Here is a 17,293-nt window from a genome sequence, read left to right on the forward strand (position 1 = left end):
GGTGCCCCCACCGTACGAGCCGCGATCCGGCGCCTTGCCAGGCGGGCGCCATCCGCTGCTCGCTGATCCACCGGGAACTATCAGACAGGCCCTGGCCCACGAGCGGGCCCGCGCGGTCGGCGGAGAGTTCGGACGTGCGGAACCGCTCGCGCGGCGCCGTCACGATCGCCGTCACCGCCGCGTTCCCCAGCGGGATCCAGGCCACGCGCACCGCCACGCCGGTCAGGAAGAGCAGCAGCGTGCGGTAAACGGCGTGCCCGGACAGCGCGTGCCCCACCTCGTGGCCGATGACGGCCCGCGGGATGCTCGTAGGCGCGGGGCGATATGCCGGGGAGACGCCGTCGTTCCCGCGTTTCCGTGCCGCCGCTCCCGCTGGTCGTGTCCTCGCTCATCGGGCGACCCCCTCCTGACGTCTCCCCGCGGCCCGGCGCCGTGGCCGCGCACCGCACGGTGGCGAGCGATGGGGGCAAGAGGCCATGGCATAGTCCTCCGCATACGATGACACCGGGCACCGGATACCGGCTCTCGACACCGAGCCTTCGCGGTGTCCACGGTGTCCACGCAGTGTCCGCAGCACTCCCGTTCCCGGATAGGTCCGCGTATGACTCAGCTCACCGCCTCGAACGCCGTGTCCCTCGTGCACACCCTCGCCGAGGAGAGCCACGGGCACTCGAGCCTGAACCCCTACGCCATCGGCGGCGGCGCCCTGGCCGCGCTGCTGCTGCTGCTCTGGATCACCACCCGGCTGAACCGCGATCGCTGAGGTCCGGTCCATGGCGGGACAGATAGGCGTCGGCAAGCGGCGGCTCGGCGTGATGGGCGGCACGTTCGACCCCGTCCACCACGGGCACCTGGTCGCCGCGAGCGAGGTGGCGGCCAGGTTCGAGCTGGACGAGGTCATCTTCGTGCCGACGGGGACGCCCTGGCAGAAGGGGCACCGCGAGGTGTCACCGGCCGAGGACCGCTACCTGATGACGGTGATCGCCACGGCGTCCAACCCCCAGTTCTCGGTGAGCAGGATCGACATCGACAGGGGCGGCAAGACGTACACGATCGACACGTTGCGCGACCTGAGGGCCGAACACGGCGACGCCGACCTGTTCTTCATCACCGGCGCCGACGCGCTCGCGCAGATCCTCGGCTGGCGCGACGCCGAGGAGCTGTTCTCGCTGGCCCACTTCATCGGCGTGACCCGTCCTGGTCACACGCTCGCCGACCCGGGGCTGCCAGGCGGCGGCGTGTCCCTCGTGGAGGTGCCCGCGCTCGCCATCTCCTCCACCGATTGCCGCGAGCGGGTCGCCCGCGGCGATCCCGTCTGGTATCTGGTGCCGGACGGGGTCGTGCGCTACATCAACAAGCGGGCGCTCTACCGGAACCCTGGCGAACCGGCGCGCTGAACGGACGGAAGGGCGGCACTGGTGAACGACCGACAGGATCCGTACGGGCAGGTCTACGGCTACGACGAGTACGGCCGCCCGCTGTACGGCTCCGTCCCCTCGCAGGACGTTCCCCCGCAGGGCGCTCCCCCGCAGGGGCACGAGCAGGGCCACCACCAGGAGCCGTATCCCCAGGGCCAGGACTGGCGGCAGGGCGCGGCCGATCCCTACGGGTACGACTACGGCACGGGTCAGCAGCCACCCGTCACCGAGGGGTATGCGCACGAGGGGTATGCGCAGGGCTACCAGCAGTACCCGGGGCAGTACCCGGGCCACCAGGCGCCCGAGGGATACGCGGCCCCGCAGGGCTACGCCGCCCAGGGCTACCCGGCGCAGGACTACGCGCCGCAGGGCTATCCCGCGCAGGACTACCCCGTTCTCGACGACACGGGGCAGCAGCGGCCCGTCGCGACCGACTGGGGAACGGGCCAGCAGCCGCCCGTCGGCGACGAGGCACCGCCCGTCGCGCCGCCCGCGCCCGCGCCGCCGCCCGCGGCCGCCGTTCCGCCGCAGCGCCGCGCCCCGGGGGAGCGCGGGGAGCGCGGCGACGGCGCGGGCGGGGGGGACGACGAGGACTACGAGACCGGCGAGTTCGCCTTTGTCGAGGAGCGGGACGAGGAGTCAGAGGACGTCATCGACTGGCTCAAGTTCTCCGAGAGCCGCACCGAGCGCCGCGAGGAGGCCAGACGCCGCGGCCGCACCAGGGTCAAGCTCCTGGTCATCCTGCTGGCGCTCGCCCTCGTCGGCGGCGTGGCGTTCCTGTGGCTGACCGACAGGCTGCCGTTCCTCCCGGGCTCCGACACCGCCGCCGACGGTGGCCAGGGCGCCGAGGTCCGCGACGTCATCGTGCTGCATCTGCGCCCCGTCGACTCCGACGAGTCGTCGACGGCCCTGCTGATCGCCAACGAGACCGCGGGCACCGGCACCACGCTGCTGCTCCCCAACGAGCTGGCCGTCACCCCCGACGGCGGCACCACCACCCTGGGCGAGGCGGTCAACGAGGAGGCCGCTGGCTCGGTCCGCGACGCCATCGGCGGCCTGCTCGGCGCCGACATCAAGGGCACATGGCGCCTTGACACCCCGTATCTGGAGAACCTGGTCGACCTGGTCGGCGGCATCACCCTCACCACCGACGCCGAGGTCGCGGGCGGCGGTGACGACGAGGGGCCGCTCGTTCCGCTGGGCGACGACGTGCTGCTCAGCGGGCGCGCGGCCGTCGCCTACGCCACCCACCGCGCCGACGACGAGCCGAGCGGCGCCCAGCTGGCGCGGTTCGGCCAGGTCATGCAGGCGGTCATGGCCAAGATGCCGAGCGGCGAGAGCGGCGCCACCCGGGTGGTCGAGGCGCTCGCGCAGATCACCGACCCGTCCCTCACCGAGGACGAGCTGGCCGTCAGCCTCGCCCAGCTGGCCGGATACGCGCAACAGGACGCGTACGACACCGTTCCGCTGCCCGTCGAGGCCGACGGCACGCTCAGCGACGAGACGGCCGACGGGCTGGTCGTGGACGTGCTCGGCGGCACGGTCAGCAACGCCGACCCGGGGGCCGCGCCCCGCATCGGCATCAGGGACGCCAGCGGCGCCGAGGCGGCGGAGGACGCCAGGATCGCGCTGGTCAACGGCGGCTTCACCGTCGTGGACGCCCGCGCGTCCGACGCGACGGAGGCCGAGTCCCGGGTGACCTACGCCGACCCCGCGCACCAGGAGGTCGCCGTCGAGGTCGCCAGGACGCTGGGCCTCCCCGACGAGGCGGCGGTGGAGGGCGAGGGCGCAGGGAACGCCGATGTGACGATCATCCTGGGCGAGGATTATGGGCAGTGAGTGTCGGAGGTCCGTGAGATCCTGAAACGGCAGCCGCGGGACCGCTGGACGGCGCCGCGGGACGCCCATCGCCGGACGGCGCCGAGAAGGCGCTCTGACGACACCGAGGAGACAGCCGCACCCGTGACCGCAACGGACCGCGCCACCGAGATGGTCGAGGTCGCCGCCCAGGCGGCCGCCGACAAGCTCGCGCACGACATCATCGCCTACGACGTCAGCGACGTCCTGGCCATCACCGACGCCTTCCTCCTCGCCTCCGCGCCGAGCGACCGGCAGGTCAAGTCGATCGTCGACGGCATCGAGGAGCGGCTGCACCAGACGCTCGGCATCAAGCCGGTCCGCCGCGAGGGCGAGCGCGAGGGCCGCTGGGTCCTGCTCGACTACGTCGACATCGTGGTGCACGTCCAGCACGCCGAGGAGCGGGTGTTCTACGCCCTTGAGCGCCTGTGGAAGGACTGCCCGCCGCTGGACCTCCCCGAGGACGCCAAGGCGACCAGGGGCAAGGCCGCGGCCCACGAGCACGCGGCGACCGGGGGCGGTGAGCTCAGCTGAGCGGCGGCCGCAGGATCGTGCTGTGGCGGCACGGCCAGACCGCGTGGAACCTCGAGCGCCGCTTCCAGGGCACCACCGACGTGGACCTCACCGAGACCGGCAGGGCCCAGGCCAGGCGCGCCGCCCGGCTGCTCGCCACCCTCGGGCCGCACGCGATCATCTCGTCCGACCTGCGGCGCACCGTCGACACCGCGGCCGAGCTCGCCGCCGTCACAGGGCTGACCGTCACGCATGACGAGGGCCTGCGCGAGACCTACGCGGGGGCCTGGCAGGGCCTCACCCACGACGAGATCAAGGCCACCTACGGCGACGAGTACGCCGCGTGGAAGCGCGGCGAGCCCGTGCGCAGGGGCGGCGGCGAGCTGGAGACCGAGGTCGCCGACCGCGCCGCGCCGCTGGTCGAGCGCGCGGTGGAGAAGCTTCCCGCGGAGGGCGTCCTGGTCGTCGTCAGCCACGGCGGCACGATCCGCACCACCATCGGCCGCCTCCTCGGCCTGCCCCCGCGCAGCTGGGAGGCGCTCGGCGGCCTGTCGAACTGCGCGTGGTCCGTCCTCGGCGAGAGCGTCCGCGGCTGGCGCCTGACCGAGCACAACGCCGGGTCCCTCCCCGAGCCCGTCCTCGGCGACGACGTGTGACCGCTCGGATCGTTCAACGGCCTCTCCGATTCGTTCAACGGCCGCTCACCCTGGCGGCGTTGATCACCCGCAGCCGCTCGACGCGCCGCCTGGTCTCCTCGTCGCCCGGAATGTAGGTCGCCCGGAATGTAGGTCGCCCGGGATGTAGGTCGCCCGGGATGTAGGTCGCCCGGGATGTAGGTCGCCCCGGATGTAGGTCCCCCGGGATGCGCGGTGCATGACCGTGATGCGAACGCGGCACGTACCATCCTGGCCGCCGGGCTGGCGGCAGCAGCCTGTGGCGCCCCGCTGCTCGCGCCCCGCGTGCTGCGCGGCCCGGCATGCCGCTGGCCGCGACGCGGATCTTCCGCGCGATGGCGGTCAACGCGGGCGTGCTGTCACGCTGTCCCCGCACCTCAAGGGGCCCGAGGCGGCGGGTGGCCTCGGCCTCGCGCCCGTGGCCTCGGCCTCGCGCTCGCCTGCGGGCCCGTCCTGACCCGTTCCCTCGCCCTGGTCGCCCCCGAGGACGCGGGCGCTCTCTCGCGCCGCCGCGCCGGGTGACCGCTGTGTATCGATCCCGTCTCCCTTCGTGTGGAGACGGGATCCGTGGGCTTATCGGGCCGCCGGTGACGTGGCAGAATCGGGGACACGTCGGGAGCGGACGGAGGGGTATGCCTCGTGTGCACGGCCCGCAATCGAGGGTGGAGCTGATCGCGCATGGGTGCCCACAGCAGAAAGTGCGACTGGTGCGGCGCGGGAACCCCAATCGTCCGCGACCTCCAGCCCGTCAACGTCGCGTACCAGTACTGGTGCGTCGAGTGCGCCAGGGCGCTGATCATCAAGGGCGACCCGATCGAGGTCTACCGCGAGCTGGAGGGCGAGCCGATCTACGGCCGCCTCCTGGACGAGCACTGCGCCCTGAAGCGCTTCTACTCGTTCGCGTCCGTCTGACCCCCCGGACAATGGATTTGGCAAACGCCCCGACCCCCCGTGTAGAGTAGGCACCGCCGCCGAGGGGAATCCCGAGGCGGACAGGCAAGGGGCTATAGCTCAGTTGGTAGAGCGCTTGCATGGCATGCAAGAGGTCAGGAGTTCAATTCTCCTTAGCTCCACAGGACAGAGGCCGTCTCCCGGTAGGGAGGCGGCCTCTGTGGTGTGGGTGCGTGATATGGCCCGGGCGCCGGTCTCTCGTGCATCGCGCGCGCGACGTGGAGCCGTTGTTCGTCTTCGGCGCAGGCAGGGACCTGGCGTGCCAGCCAGCTGGTCCCGTGACGAGCCGCCTCGCGAGAGTCCGGGCCGTGATGGACGTGCCGGGGCCCGGCGGGACGCGGCTGAGGGCCGCTGTCGGCAGATCGCCACGATGGCGACGGCCGATGGCATGTGCCCGCGTGTGCGGGACCATGCGGCGAAGGCGCTGTCGGGCGAGCGAGCGCCGACCCCCGTCGGCCGAACCGATAGACGCACTCACCCTCGGGTTGCCTTCGAGGCGGATCCTCACAGCCTGTCGCGGAGCTGGGTGATCACCATGGCGGTGGCGAAGAACCCGTAGAAGCCGATCGCCAGCAGCATGAACGCCAGCCGCCCGCCCCGCAGTCGTATCGCCCGCGGCAGGTCCTTGCGGTTCAGCCTGACCAGCAGCACCGAGTACAGGAGGGTGACCACCGACGCGGTGCAGGTCGAGATGAGGAGGAGCGACAGCGGCTGGTTCACGCCCGACAGCAGGATGACGGAGCCGAACGCTATCTCGGTCCACACCGCGGCGACATACAGCCTGCCTTCGGTCCAGAACGCCGACCTGGCCAGATAGGTGCGTTTGACGAAGTCGCTGACGACCCGTCCCATGATGTCGAGCATGCCGAGGGAGGCCGCCCACAGGGAGACCACGGCGACGGAGTAGAAGAGGATCTCCATCCAGTCCCCGACCTCGGTGCCCAGGATCTCCGCCTGCGTCCGCAGGAAGGCCGGGTCGGAGGTGATGTCGTCCTGCCCGTGCAGGGTCTGGTAGGCGAGCATGCACATCAGGCTGATGGTCAGCAGGCAGACGACGCCGAACGAGACGATGTGCTCGACGTTGGCGCGTCGCCACCACACGCGCCACCGGGCGAGGTTGATCTCGTCCTGGGGGAAGGTGTAGCGGTCGGAGCCCGACGCCTCCTCCCGGCCCGTCACGGGCGAGACCAGCCGTGGCACGTGTGCGCCCATGCCATAGCCCTTGTCCCGGATCCAGTTGCTCAGGACGAGGTTGTGTACGCCTCCCGCTCCCGCGGCCCCGAGACCGCCGAGCAGCATGGTGAAGGTGACCTCATCGGGAATCCGCCCGATGCCGGTCACGGTCTCCTCCGCGGCGTCCCCCCAGGTCTGCCAGGTGAGCACGGCGACCACGATGACGGCGAGGAAGAGGAGCGTGACCGCGACCTTGATCAACTCGGCCCGCTCCATGGTTCGGTAGATCACCGGGGAGACGGTGAGCAGCGCCCCCATGGCCACGAGGGCGACCACGGTGATCACGACGACATCGCCGCCGTCCACCGCGTAGGTCAGCACGGTGGTGCCGCTGGTCGCCCAGCCCGGCCACATGTACTGGAAGGCGGCGGCCAGGCAGATGAGGACGCCCCAGCCCGTCCACCAGCGGGAGAGCCCGGCGACCACGGTCTGCCCCGTCGCCAGTGTGTAGCGTTCGATTTCCAGGTTGATGCCGGTCTGGATGACGATGGTGGTGAGGGCGAGCCAGAGCAGGCCGAGGCCGCCGACGGTGGTCAGGTGCGGCCAGAGGATCACCTCTCCCGCGGCCATGCCGATGCCCACGGCTATGACGCCGGGCCCGACGAGTCGCCGCAACGGGGGCGGTTCCGGTAGGTCGAGAGACGGGGGCGGGAGATGGGTCGGGACCGGGCGGTCGGTCGTGGCCATGGCGCGGCTCCAGGCGGGATGGGGGAGGGGGAGGTCAAACGGTGAGCTGGCGGGTGTGCTGCGCGGCCAGGCGCACGGTCGCGTTTCTGGCGCCGTAGCCGCGGTAGCCACCGGTGCGCTGGACGATCTCGAAGAAGACGTGTCCGTAGGTGGCGGTGTAGAGATGCCGGAACTCGCCGTGCTCGTCCCGGTCGTAGAGGATCCCCAGCGAGCTGAGGTCGTCCAGGGTGGCCGGGGAGAGGTCATGGAGAGCGGCGAGGTCGTCGTAGTAGTTGGTGGGTATGGGCAGCGTCTCGGTGCCGTGCTCGCGCAGGCGGCGTGCCACGGCCGCGATGTCGTCGGTGGCGAACGCGATGTGCTGCGGCCTGGCCTCCTGAGCGCCGGGCCCTGGCGCGACGTTGAGCACCAGGCGCAGCGTGCCCTCGGGGTTGGCCACCGCCCGGCTGCGGAACAGTCCGTAGGGGTCCACCAGATCGACGCTCTCCCTGGGCTGGAGCCCGAGGACGGTGCGGTAGAAGAGGGCGGCCTCGTCGAAGCGGTGCCACGGCTGGGTCAGCGCGACGTGGTCGATGTGGGTCAGGGACCCCGCGCGGTCGCCGGTGTCGTGGTGGGCGGGGACGAAGTCCCGCGTCCAGCTGGGGCGGTCGGGCCCGGGGACCTCCTTCGGACCTTCCGAACCCCGGGGCAGAGTGCGGCAGAAGAACAACTCGGTGCCGTCGGGCGCGGCCACCACGTCCAGGGGAACGTCCTTCCCGACCGTGCGGCGCGGAACGATGGGGGCGAGAAGCGGCTCGGCCCGTTTGATCGCGCCCGCCGGGTCCGGGGTCTCAAGACCGATCGCCGCGAGGCCGGGCCCCTCCCGGCGCGCCGGTCCTCCGGTGGTGAGCAGAACGCGTGCCTCGCCCTGCTCCCACAGCTCGACCGGCTTGCGGGCGTGCCGACCGGTGCGGGCGAAGCCGAGAGTGGTCAGCAGAGCGCGCAGCGGCTCGCTGTCGGCGGTGGCCAGCTCGGCGAACGCGATACCGCGGGGGACGACGGCCGCGGGCAGGGAGGTCAGCCCCGCGGATTCCTCGAGTGCCAGCAGTGACCGCTGGGCGTCGACGGCGGTGCGGCCCGCGTCGGCCTGCCGGAAGACGTCGTTGAACACCTCGAGCGACAGCGGCCCCTGATAGCCGGCGTTCATCGCGTGGCGGACGAGCCCCGCCACGTCGAATCCTCCCTGACCGGGGAAACAGCGGTAGTGGCGGCTCCACTGGAGGACATCCATGGCCATCAGGGGCGCGTCGGCGAGTTGGAGGAAGAAGATCTTCTCGCCGGGGATCGCCTCGATGCCCCGGGGGTCTGAGCCGCGCGACAGGATGTGGAAGCTGTCAAGGCACACGCCGAGGCTCGGGTGGTCGGCGGCTCGCACGATGCGCCAGGCGTGCTCGTAGGTGTGGACGTGGCGCCCCCACGCGAGGGCCTCGTAGGCGATGCGCACGCCGTGTTCGGCGGCGCGGGTCGCGAGGGCGTGCAACTGCTCGGCGGCGAGCGCGTCGTCGGACACGGAGTCGGGGGAGACGCTGGAACACACGAGCAGCAGGTCGACGCCGATGCGGCGCATCAGGCGAAACTTGTGCTCGGCCCTGCGGATGTTGCGCGCGAAGACATCGGCGGGAACGGCTTCTGCGTCGCGGAACGGCTGGTAGAGGTCGATGGCCAGCCCGAGGTCGGCGGCGCGCGACCTGACCTCCTCGGGGCCGAGAGGGGAGCCGATCAGGTCGTTCTCGAAGATCTCCACGCCGTCGAAGCCGGCCGCGGCGGCGGCGGCGAGCTTCTCGGACAGTGAGCCGCTCAGTGACACGGTCGCGATGGATGTGCGCATCGTTTCGTTCTCCCCTCAGGCCGCGGTGGCGGCGAGGTCGGCGAGGTCGGCGAGCATGCGGTCGCCGTGTGGCTCGCATCCGGTGAACAGGCGGAAGGCCGCGGCGGCTTGGAAGACCGCCATGCCGCCGCCGTCGAGGGTGCGGCAGCCAAGGCGGCGGGCGGCGCGCAGCAACTCGGTCTCCAGCGGTCGGTAGACGATGTCGGCAACCCAGAGCCCGGGGCGCAGCAGGTGCCCGGGGAGCGGCATGCCGGGGCGGTGCGCCATGCCCGTGGGGGTGGCGTGCACCAACCCGTCCGCACGGCGGAGCCGGTCTCCCGCGTTCTCCGGCGCGGCGGCCGCAGCGCGTCCCTTGCCGAAGCGCTCCGTCAGGGCGAGGGCGAGGGCGGTGGCGCGCTCGGGTCGGTCGTCGATCACGGTCAGCCGGTCGGTGCCGAGGGTCAGCAGCGCGTGGGCCGTTGCCGCCCCGGCGCCACCGGCGCCGAACTGCACCACGTGGCGCCTGGGGGCCTCGGGCAGGCCACGTGCGAAGGACTCGGCGAATCCGGTGAGGTCGGTGTTGTGTCCCGCGGAGCCTCCGTCCCGGAAGACGACGGTGTTCACGGCTCCGAGCGCCGCGGCCTCGGGTGACAGCACGTCCAGGTGCTCGCCGACCAACTGCTTGCAGGGATGGGTGACATTGAGGCCGTCGTAGCCCGCCTCGCGGGCCCAGCGCAGAAGGTGGCCCACGGCCGTGGGAGTCACGCCGAGCCGGTCGATGTCGAGGGTGCGGTAGGTGTACGTCAGGCCGTGGCGGGCGGCCTCGCGTTCGTGCAGGGCGGGGGTGAGTGAAGCGCCGATGTCGGAGCCGATCAGGCCGATCAGGTAGGACCCCGCGGGCATGGGCACCTCCAATGTACGAACTGGTTCGTTAGTCATACGGGGACTTCCACGCTGTGAGAAGCCCCCGGGAGCGGCTTTCTTCGCCTGCCTAGACTTGGGGCGAGATCAGCGCGGGAAGGGAAGCCGCATGAGCGCAGCCAGTCCGCCGCCCGTGGCAGGTCCCGGGGATGCGGCGGCGGGGCCCGCGCGGGCGCGGGACGCGGACCGCACGCGGACGGAGATCCTCGACATCGCGACCGAGGAGTTCGCGAGGGTCGGCTACTCAGGTGCGCGGGTGGACGACATCGCCGCCCGCACCCGCACCACCAAGCGCATGATCTATTACTACTTCGGCGGAAAGCAGCAGCTGTTCACGGCAGTGCTTGAGCGCGCGTACGCCAGGATCAGGGAGGCCGAGCAGGAGCTGGACGTCGATCAGCCGGACCCGGTCGCCGCCATTCGCCGCTTGGCCGAGCTGACCTTCGATCACCACGAGGCGCACCCGGAGTTCATCCGATTGGTCAGCATCGAGAACATCCACGAGGCGGAACACATCGCGGCCTCGGAGACGCTGACCCAGCTCAACTCACCCGCGATCGGCGTCATTTCCCGCATCCTGGACGCGGGCCGCGCCGAGGGCGTCTTCCGGGCGGACGTGGACGCGGTGGACGTGCACGCGATGATCAGTGCGTTCTGCTTCTTCCGGGTCGCCAACCGCCACACCTTCGGCACGCTCTTCGGCCGCGACCTGACGGCCGAAGACCGCCACGAGCACTACCGCACCATGCTCGGCGACATGATCACCGCGTATCTGAAGGGGGCGGACTAGCGGGCCGCGGCCGAATCGTCGGCCCGGCCTGACCCATGGTGAGCGGGTGTCGTCCCGTGGTCCGACGCGGGCGCCGAGCGGGCACGCGCTGCCCGTCGTGCCGCGCGTGGACGCCGGAGACACCGGCGACCCGGTGCGTTTGGGCGGGTGGCCGAGACCCCGCCACCGCGCCCTCGACCTCGCCAGGCCACCCACACGCGATCGACGCGCTCAGCTCCGAACGCGGCGGTCGTAGTCCCTCTGGTGCGCCTGGATCTCGTCCGCGTGGTCGACCGTCCAGTCGTACAACCGGCCGAATGGCTCCCGCAGGGATGCGCCGAGTGGGGTGAGGGCGTACTCGACCCCGACCGGCGAGGTGGGCAGCACGCGCCGCACGATCATCCCGTTGCGTTCCAGGCGGCGCAGGGTCGGTTCGTGTGATCGTGTTCGACAGCGCCGACCCGGAGTTCTTCATCGCCCATGTCGACATGACGCTCATCGACGCGCCGGACGCCTTCGACACGTTCGCGACCGACCTTCCGGACGGCGTCAACGTCTTCCAGGCCCTGGGGGAGCTGCTTCGGCACCATTCCCAGGTGACCATCGTCAAGCTTGCCGGGCTGGCGCGCGGCGGAGGGGCGGAGTTCGTCACGGCCGCGGACATGACGTTCGCGGCGATCGGCCGTGCCGGGATCGGCCAGATCGAGGCTCTGATGGGCATCGTCCCCGGGGGAGGGGGCACGCAGTACCTCTCCGGCAGGGTCGGCCGCGATCGCGCCCTGGAGGTGGTGCTGGGCGCCGACCTGTACGACGCCGAGACCGCGGAGCGCTACGGCTGGGTCAACCGAGCCGTTCGAGCCGACGAGCTCTTTAGGGAGTCACCTCGTCGCGGGGGTGGCCATGCGGTGGGGCGCTTATTCGCTGGACACGTCTGTGGGCGGCGGTGAACGGTGGCGGAATGAAGCAGGAGGACATCTGGGACGCTGATGCCGCCCAGCGCTATGACACGCCAGGGACGGGCGTGTTCGCGCCGGAGGTTCTGGGGCCGACGGTGGATCGTCTCGCCGGATGGGCGGGGGAGGGAGCGGCGCTGGAGTTCGCCATCGGGACGGGCCGGGTGGCCGTTCCGCTCGCCGCGCGAGGAGTCCCGGTCGTCGGGATCGAGTTGTCGCCGCCGATGGTGGAGCAACTGCGCACCAAGGTTGACGAGGCGACGATCCCCGTGGTCATCGGTGACATGGCGACCACGGTGGTCCCCGGGAAGTTCACGCTGGTCTACATCGTCTTCAACGCGATCTCGAACCTGCTCACCCAGGCCGAGCAGGTCGCGTGCTTCCGCAACGCGGCGCGTCACCTCGGGCCCGGCGGGCGGTTCGTGGTCGAGCTCTGGGTGCCCGAGCTGCGCAAGCTGCCCCCGGGCCAGCAGGCCATCGTCTGCCGGTCCGAGCCCGGCTACATCGGGCTGGACACCTACGACGTCCTGCGCCAGCACGTCGTGTCGCACCACTTCCGGTTCGACGAGACGAAGGAGGCACGGCTGTTCCGCAGCCCGCATCGCTATGTCTGGCCCGCCGAGCTCGACCTCATGGCCCAGCTGGCCGGATTGGAGCTGGAGGCCAGGCACGCGGACTGGGCGGGCGCGGAGTTCACCGACGAGTCGCCCTCACACGTCTCCGTCTACCGGATCCCGCCGACACCGTAGCTCCCCCCGCCGTGCGGCGACCGGACGCCGCGGGCGCGATCGCGCTCGACGTGCCGCGCCGCGTTCACCCCGGAGTCGCCGCCGTGCTGTTCGCGCTGGTCTCCCTCGACGCGCTGCGCTTCTGCCTGCCGGGCCGCGACGACGAGTCCGCCCCCGGCGTCGACTCCGGCGCCGTCGACCTCGGCAGGGACTACGACGAGATCCGCGCCGGAACGCGTACGCCGACGGCTGTACTCCCTCCACCTCGCCGTCATCTCGATCGTCGAGACGAAGTGCCGCGGCCACGGGGAGACGGGGACATACGACTTCGGCCGCGAACAACTCGACCTGCTGAAGGGCCAGTTCGGCCGCGCGGCCCTATGGCGCGCCGATGGCCGTGAACGTCGTCGCTCCCGTGCCGCTGGCCCTCGGGGCGGTCTCCACCACGGTCGGCGTCGACGCCGATCCCCTGGGGGTTGGTGCGGCCGACGTGTGGGGCCGCGCCGTTCGACCGGTGAAACGCGTGTCCCGGCCGGGGCGGGTCAGTTCAGCCACATGGTCCAGCGCTGGGCGGGCGAGGTGTTGCAGTGCCACTGGCGGAGGGGCACGCCCAGCTCCGTCGAGCCCTCGGGGACGTCGAGGCACAGGCCGTTGATGACCGCGACCAGCCGGACGCTGCCGTCGTCGAAGGGCTCGGCGCGCCAGACCTGGGGCACGTACCCGTTGCACGTCCACATCCAGATCCCGGTGCCGGGCTCCATGTCGCCCCCGGGGACGTCGAGGCAGTTGCCCATGGCGGAGAGGGTGAACGTGTTCGGCTCGTCCTCCATGCGCAGGGTGAAACGCTGGGCGCCGGTGCCGTTGCACTCCCACTGCTGGACGTCCGTGCCCGCCTCATGGCCGCTGTTGACCACGTCGAGGCAGCGGTCGGGGCCCGTGCCCGAGGCGAGGGTGTAGACGCCGCCGTCCCTGAGGGAGAGCGTCGGCTCCTCGCGGCGCGGCTCCGGCTCCGGCTCCGGCTCGGGCTCTGGCTCCGGTTCGGGGGCGGGCTCGGGTTCGGGCTCGGGGGCGGGTTCGGGCTCGGGTTCGGGGGCGGGGGGCGCGGGTGGGTCCGGTTCGGGCTCGGGCTCGGGGTCCGGCTCGGGCTCCGGTTCGGGTTCGGCGGCGGGCTCGGACGGCGTTCGGGGAGCGGGGGCGGCGACGGGCTCCGCGGGGTCGTCGCCGCCGGGGAGCACGGCCCCGACCAGCCACACGGACCCGGTGACCACGGTCACCATGGCCACCGCCCACACCAGGGAGGTGAACACGCGGCGCCCCGGCAGCAGTCCACGCCGCGCCACGGTCGGCTGGCGGGCGAAGGTGGCGGCGAATCCGCTGCCCGCGTCGCGCTGCTTCCTGTTCATCTTCCTGTTCATCTTCCTGTTCATTGCTGTCTCCTGGTCAGGACGGGGAGCCGGGAAGGTCGGTCGGCCCCGGTGAGGTCGTCCCTGTGGCGCTCGGCCGCGGGCCGCGCCGCGGGCGCCGACCGCGCCGCGCGGGCGGCGTGCTGCGAGGGGGACTCCGAGGCTATGCGTGGAAGCGGCAGCCCGACGTTTCGGTTGCGTTGCGGCCGTTACGTTATAGGGGCAAACGGCGCACTCGTAGCTCAGGACAACCTCTGAATCCCGTGCGCCCCGCCCCGCGGGGCGCGAGCGGACTCCCCTGCCCCGCCCGGCCACTGAGGCCCCGCGCTGACACGGCGTCACCCTGCGACCGCGCACTCGGAACACCCCCGCTGCCGCGCGGAGGACGGCTCCTCAGGTCGCGGGGTCGGTCTCGGGCATGACGGCACTGGCGATCACGAGGTCCTCGACCATCGCGGCACGAACCCGGGGACGAGGGGATCGCGGGGTCCACGGCGAACGTTCGCGTCCCGCCGAAGATCGGGTGGGGCCACCGCCGTCCCCATGCTTTCGACGCCGTTTTCCGTGGTGCCGCCGCGCGGACGAGATCCGCTTTCCTGCCCCGGCCCGAATTCTGGCGGGGCAGGAAAGGTGACCGCTATGGGTAGGAAATATCAGCGGGGAGAAACAGAAACCATCTGAGTCACGGCGACTGAATCGTGTGAAGGGATTCCTCCACGACGGTCACCCCGATTCGTTTACCGCATCGCCGCCTCCTTTTTCCTGGGCTTTGCAAGCCGCTTCTCCCAGGATGGACGCGCCTTTCGAGGCAGTGTGAGCGCACTCCCGTGAAGGTCCACGCGATCCAACTCAAAGGAGCTGTCCCGCATTGACCTTGAAGAGGAGACGGGCCCGCGCGGTGGTGGCCGGTGGCGCCGCCGTGGCGGCGGTGTCGGTCGCGATCGGCTCGTCTCCAGCCGCCGCGGCAGACGAGAGACCGCAGATCAACGTGGACATCATCGGTGATTCCTACACCTCGGGTGAGGGAATGACCGATACCTACTTCGACGCCGAAGACCGTCGGCACCGGTCGCCCTTCGCGCCGGGGGGGCAGGCGACGCAGCGCGTGCGGGACGCCAATCCCCAGATGGACCTCGACGCGACCATGGGCGCGTCATCCGGCGCCACCACGCGGGACTTCTTCGGCCCTCAGATCGAGAACGACCAGGTGGTCAACGGCCCGCAGCGGGACCAGGTTCGGCCCGACGCGGACGCCGTGATCGTCGGCCTGGGCGGCAACGACGCCCGTTTCGCCGATGTGCTGACCGAGGCGTGGACGTCGTTCCTGGACGCCGACGCCTTCGACGAGGTGCTCCGCGAGGTCGGCCCCCAGCTCAACTCGCGGCTGAGCGACCAGGAGTACCGGGACCAGGCGGCCAACTCAGCGCCCGGTCAGGCACCGACGCTGACGGCGCGGCTGCTCCAGGTCATGGAGGCGCTGCAACAGCGGGCCCCGGGCGCCGAGTTGGTGGTGCCGAACTACCCCATGGCCATCGATCCGCAGGTTGAATCACCGTGGTCAAGTGGATTCAGCCAGGACGAGATGAGGGAGATCCAGGCGTTCGGGCGGCAGCTCAACGCCGCGATCGCGAGGGCGGTGGAGGTCTGCGGCTGCGCGACGCTGGCGGACGTCTCCGAGTCGATGCGGGGCCGCGAGGTCTACACCGACGACCCGGCCCTCAACGACCTCGGCGTGCGGTGGAGCGGCAGCAGGGCCGAGTGGAGCCGTAACGAGCCGTTCCACCCCAATGTCGAGGGTGGCGCGCTGATGTCCGACGCGATCGCCCGGGCGCTGGCCGAGGCGCTGGGCCTGAACGCGCCCGCGGCGCGGGGCGATCACCCCACGCCGTTCAGGGAGTTGCGGGAGGCGGTGCCGGACGCCGACGGCGACGGTGTCGCCGACCGGGCCGACGCGTCAGGTTCGGGGACGAACGGGTCGCAGCAGGCCAACGCCGGGGGCGCGGGGAACTCCGGGGCGACGGGCGACAGTTCGCGCCCCGGCACGACGGAACCCGGTGCCTTGGCCCCCGCGGACCCGGGGTCGGCCGAGCGCGACGGGTCGGAGTCCGGTCGCCCGGAGAGCGGCGAGAGCGGGGAGTCCGGTGAGGCGGAGTCCGGTCAGCCGGACACCACCGAACCGGTGGACGAGTCGACCACTCCGGGCGACAGCGCCGACGTGTCCGACTCGACCACGAGCCCCGATTCCGTCGATCCCGTCGATTTCGGCGAACCCGCGGACCCTCCCTCGGGAGAGGAGTCCGGTGACGACGGTGGCTACGGCTACGGTGACGAGTCCGGCGACGACGGTGGCTACGGCTACGGTGACGAGTCCGGCGACGACGGTGGTTACGGCGATGAGGCCGATCATTCGGCCGACAACTCGCCCGACGACCGCGACAGCCAGGACAGCGATGGCGGGATGAGCACCGACTACGGTGGCGATCCCGGCTCCTGCGCCTGCTGGTGAGTGTTCGCCGCACTCGGTCCGGTCACCCGACGGTGACAGGACCGAGTCATGTGAGCGCGGGAGATCCGAGGGCGAACGCCTGCACACACCATTGCACCAGGGCGCGTAGCGCCGGGCGCGGGGCGCGCGACCACGTGAGAGCGAGCACCCAGGGAAGGGCCGGAAGGGGGGCGTTCTCCGGGGAAAGGGCCTCAGGGTCGGGGCGATGCCCGCCATGGACGCGCTGAGCACCGCCAGCCCAGGGCCCGGCGCGCGAGGTCGGCGAACGTCAGATCGGGAACGGCGCGGACGCCGGTTCCCCGCGGCATGCGGATGAGCGGCCGCGCCGCCATCCAGGGGCTGTGGGCGAAGGTGCTCTCCTCCGGCGCGTGGTTCGAGCCCGAGCCCCCGCTGCCGACCCTGGTCAGCGGCGGCCTCGGCCTGACATCCACGCCGCCGAGGGACGGCGCCGGTGCCCGGGCCCAGGTGGTCAGGCGCCAGGCCGACGGAAGCTGGCTGCGGGTCATCGACCAGCCGGAGTTCAGGCGCCCATGACCCAGGGACGTTCATGGTTCATGACCGACTCCTCGGGACCCGTCTCGCGGCGTGCCGTCTACGGTGCCGCCGACGCCTCGGGGCTCCGGTGACCCTGTTCCAGGGCCCCGGGGCCGAGGGCCCCGGGGCCGAGGCCGGACAGACCCCGACCGCGGAGGAACCCCGTGAGGCCCGCCCGTTTACTGCCCCTGGCCCTGGTCGCCCTGGCGGCGACGCTGATCGCGCCCTCGACCGCACGGGCCGCCGAAGAGGAGCTGACCCCGGGCGCGGGCGCGGTCACCGCGAGCACCCATGACGGCAACG

General features: G+C 71.7%; 15 protein-coding genes, 1 tRNA gene and 2 pseudogenes. 12 read left to right on the top strand and 6 right to left on the bottom strand.

Annotation, left to right across the window (positions count from 1 at the left end):
* Nucleotides 1-392: pseudogene (locus DEH69_RS22990) on the bottom strand (M48 family metalloprotease); the annotation flags it as partial.
* 209 nt (nucleotides 393-601) lie between these two features.
* Here DEH69_RS22990 and DEH69_RS31725 point away from each other — a divergent pair.
* From DEH69_RS31725 to DEH69_RS23025, 7 genes are all read left to right on the top strand, one after another.
* Nucleotides 602-763 (top strand): hypothetical protein, encoded by a 162-nt coding sequence (locus DEH69_RS31725; RefSeq protein WP_181727566.1) that lies wholly within the window; start codon nucleotides 602-604, stop codon nucleotides 761-763.
* A 10-nt stretch (nucleotides 764-773) separates the two neighbouring features.
* Complete coding sequence (nadD, locus tag DEH69_RS22995; RefSeq protein ID WP_113688904.1) at nucleotides 774-1,397, top strand: nicotinate-nucleotide adenylyltransferase; 624 nt, start codon at nucleotides 774-776, stop codon at nucleotides 1,395-1,397.
* Between the two features lie 21 nt (nucleotides 1,398-1,418).
* Complete coding sequence (locus DEH69_RS23000) at nucleotides 1,419-3,257, top strand: LCP family protein (protein ID WP_113688905.1); 1,839 nt, start codon at nucleotides 1,419-1,421, stop codon at nucleotides 3,255-3,257.
* Between the two features lie 123 nt (nucleotides 3,258-3,380).
* Nucleotides 3,381-3,809 (top strand): ribosome silencing factor, encoded by a 429-nt coding sequence (gene rsfS / locus DEH69_RS23005; RefSeq protein WP_113688906.1) that lies wholly within the window; start codon nucleotides 3,381-3,383, stop codon nucleotides 3,807-3,809.
* Between the two features lie 17 nt (nucleotides 3,810-3,826).
* Nucleotides 3,827-4,444, top strand: coding sequence for a histidine phosphatase family protein (locus DEH69_RS23010; RefSeq protein ID WP_113688907.1), 618 nt, complete (start codon nucleotides 3,827-3,829; stop codon nucleotides 4,442-4,444).
* 696 nt (nucleotides 4,445-5,140) lie between these two features.
* Nucleotides 5,141-5,374: a hypothetical protein gene (locus DEH69_RS23020; protein WP_049575784.1), complete on the top strand. Its 234-nt coding sequence runs from the start codon at nucleotides 5,141-5,143 to the stop codon at nucleotides 5,372-5,374.
* Nucleotides 5,375-5,462: 88 nt separating this feature from the next.
* A tRNA-Ala gene (locus DEH69_RS23025) sits at nucleotides 5,463-5,535 on the top strand.
* 382 nt (nucleotides 5,536-5,917) lie between these two features.
* Here DEH69_RS23025 and DEH69_RS23030 read toward each other — a convergent pair.
* The 3 genes from DEH69_RS23030 to DEH69_RS23040 are packed head-to-tail and all read right to left on the bottom strand — an operon-like array spanning nucleotide 5,918 to nucleotide 10,079.
* Nucleotides 5,918-7,333, bottom strand: coding sequence for an Nramp family divalent metal transporter (locus DEH69_RS23030; protein WP_147255787.1), 1,416 nt, complete (start codon nucleotides 7,331-7,333; stop codon nucleotides 5,918-5,920).
* 34 nt (nucleotides 7,334-7,367) lie between these two features.
* Nucleotides 7,368-9,197, bottom strand: coding sequence for a bifunctional sugar phosphate isomerase/epimerase/4-hydroxyphenylpyruvate dioxygenase family protein (locus DEH69_RS23035; protein ID WP_113688909.1), 1,830 nt, complete (start codon nucleotides 9,195-9,197; stop codon nucleotides 7,368-7,370).
* Between the two features lie 15 nt (nucleotides 9,198-9,212).
* Nucleotides 9,213-10,079, bottom strand: a complete 867-nt coding sequence (locus DEH69_RS23040) for a shikimate dehydrogenase (protein WP_113688918.1) — start codon at nucleotides 10,077-10,079, stop codon at nucleotides 9,213-9,215.
* A 127-nt stretch (nucleotides 10,080-10,206) separates the two neighbouring features.
* On the opposite strand from DEH69_RS23040, the gene DEH69_RS23045 reads away from it, so the two are divergent.
* On the top strand, nucleotides 10,207-10,887 hold the full coding sequence (locus DEH69_RS23045) for a TetR/AcrR family transcriptional regulator (RefSeq protein ID WP_113688910.1): 681 nt from the start codon (nucleotides 10,207-10,209) through the stop codon (nucleotides 10,885-10,887).
* Nucleotides 10,888-11,097: 210 nt separating this feature from the next.
* Here the strand turns inward: DEH69_RS23045 and DEH69_RS23050 are convergent, their stop codons facing one another.
* Nucleotides 11,098-11,268 (bottom strand): helix-turn-helix domain-containing protein, encoded by a 171-nt coding sequence (locus DEH69_RS23050; RefSeq protein ID WP_258534894.1) that lies wholly within the window; start codon nucleotides 11,266-11,268, stop codon nucleotides 11,098-11,100.
* A 35-nt stretch (nucleotides 11,269-11,303) separates the two neighbouring features.
* Between DEH69_RS23050 and DEH69_RS23055 the strand changes: the two genes are divergently transcribed.
* Nucleotides 11,304-11,813, top strand: coding sequence for an enoyl-CoA hydratase/isomerase family protein (locus DEH69_RS23055; protein ID WP_113688912.1), 510 nt, complete (start codon nucleotides 11,304-11,306; stop codon nucleotides 11,811-11,813).
* 11 nt (nucleotides 11,814-11,824) lie between these two features.
* On the top strand, nucleotides 11,825-12,568 hold the full coding sequence (locus DEH69_RS23060; protein ID WP_113688913.1) for a class I SAM-dependent methyltransferase: 744 nt from the start codon (nucleotides 11,825-11,827) through the stop codon (nucleotides 12,566-12,568).
* Nucleotides 12,569-13,089: 521 nt separating this feature from the next.
* Here DEH69_RS23060 and DEH69_RS23070 read toward each other — a convergent pair.
* Complete coding sequence (locus tag DEH69_RS23070) at nucleotides 13,090-13,974, bottom strand: RICIN domain-containing protein (RefSeq protein WP_113688915.1); 885 nt, start codon at nucleotides 13,972-13,974, stop codon at nucleotides 13,090-13,092.
* Between the two features lie 844 nt (nucleotides 13,975-14,818).
* Between DEH69_RS23070 and DEH69_RS23080 the strand changes: the two genes are divergently transcribed.
* Nucleotides 14,819-16,456 carry a GDSL-type esterase/lipase family protein gene (locus DEH69_RS23080; RefSeq protein ID WP_147255789.1) on the top strand — a complete coding sequence of 546 codons (1,638 nt, stop codon included), beginning with the start codon at nucleotides 14,819-14,821 and terminating at the stop codon, nucleotides 16,454-16,456.
* 318 nt (nucleotides 16,457-16,774) lie between these two features.
* Nucleotides 16,775-16,990: pseudogene (locus tag DEH69_RS23085) on the top strand (nuclear transport factor 2 family protein); the annotation flags it as partial.
* Between the last annotated feature and the right edge of the window lie 303 nt (nucleotides 16,991-17,293).

This window comes from Streptomyces sp. PT12 (genome assembly GCF_003311645.1).
In the GTDB taxonomy this organism is placed as follows: Bacteria; Actinomycetota; Actinomycetes; order Streptomycetales; family Streptomycetaceae; genus Streptomyces.

Excerpts from the sequence above, each read along its gene's own strand:
- DEH69_RS31725 (WP_181727566.1), top strand. The coding sequence starts at position 602 with ATGACTCAGCTCACCGCCTCGAACGCCGTGTCCCTCGTGCACACCCTC.
- nadD (WP_113688904.1), top strand. The coding sequence starts at position 774 with ATGGCGGGACAGATAGGCGTCGGCAAGCGGCGGCTCGGCGTGATGGGC.
- DEH69_RS23020 (WP_049575784.1), top strand. The coding sequence starts at position 5,141 with ATGGGTGCCCACAGCAGAAAGTGCGACTGGTGCGGCGCGGGAACCCCA.
- DEH69_RS23030 (WP_147255787.1), bottom strand. The coding sequence starts at position 7,333 with ATGGCCACGACCGACCGCCCGGTCCCGACCCATCTCCCGCCCCCGTCT.
- DEH69_RS23035 (WP_113688909.1), bottom strand. The coding sequence starts at position 9,197 with ATGCGCACATCCATCGCGACCGTGTCACTGAGCGGCTCACTGTCCGAG.
- DEH69_RS23040 (WP_113688918.1), bottom strand. The coding sequence starts at position 10,079 with ATGCCCGCGGGGTCCTACCTGATCGGCCTGATCGGCTCCGACATCGGC.
- DEH69_RS23045 (WP_113688910.1), top strand. The coding sequence starts at position 10,207 with ATGAGCGCAGCCAGTCCGCCGCCCGTGGCAGGTCCCGGGGATGCGGCG.
- DEH69_RS23050 (WP_258534894.1), bottom strand. The coding sequence starts at position 11,268 with ATGATCGTGCGGCGCGTGCTGCCCACCTCGCCGGTCGGGGTCGAGTAC.
- DEH69_RS23060 (WP_113688913.1), top strand. The coding sequence starts at position 11,825 with ATGAAGCAGGAGGACATCTGGGACGCTGATGCCGCCCAGCGCTATGAC.
- DEH69_RS23070 (WP_113688915.1), bottom strand. The coding sequence starts at position 13,974 with ATGAACAGGAAGATGAACAGGAAGATGAACAGGAAGCAGCGCGACGCG.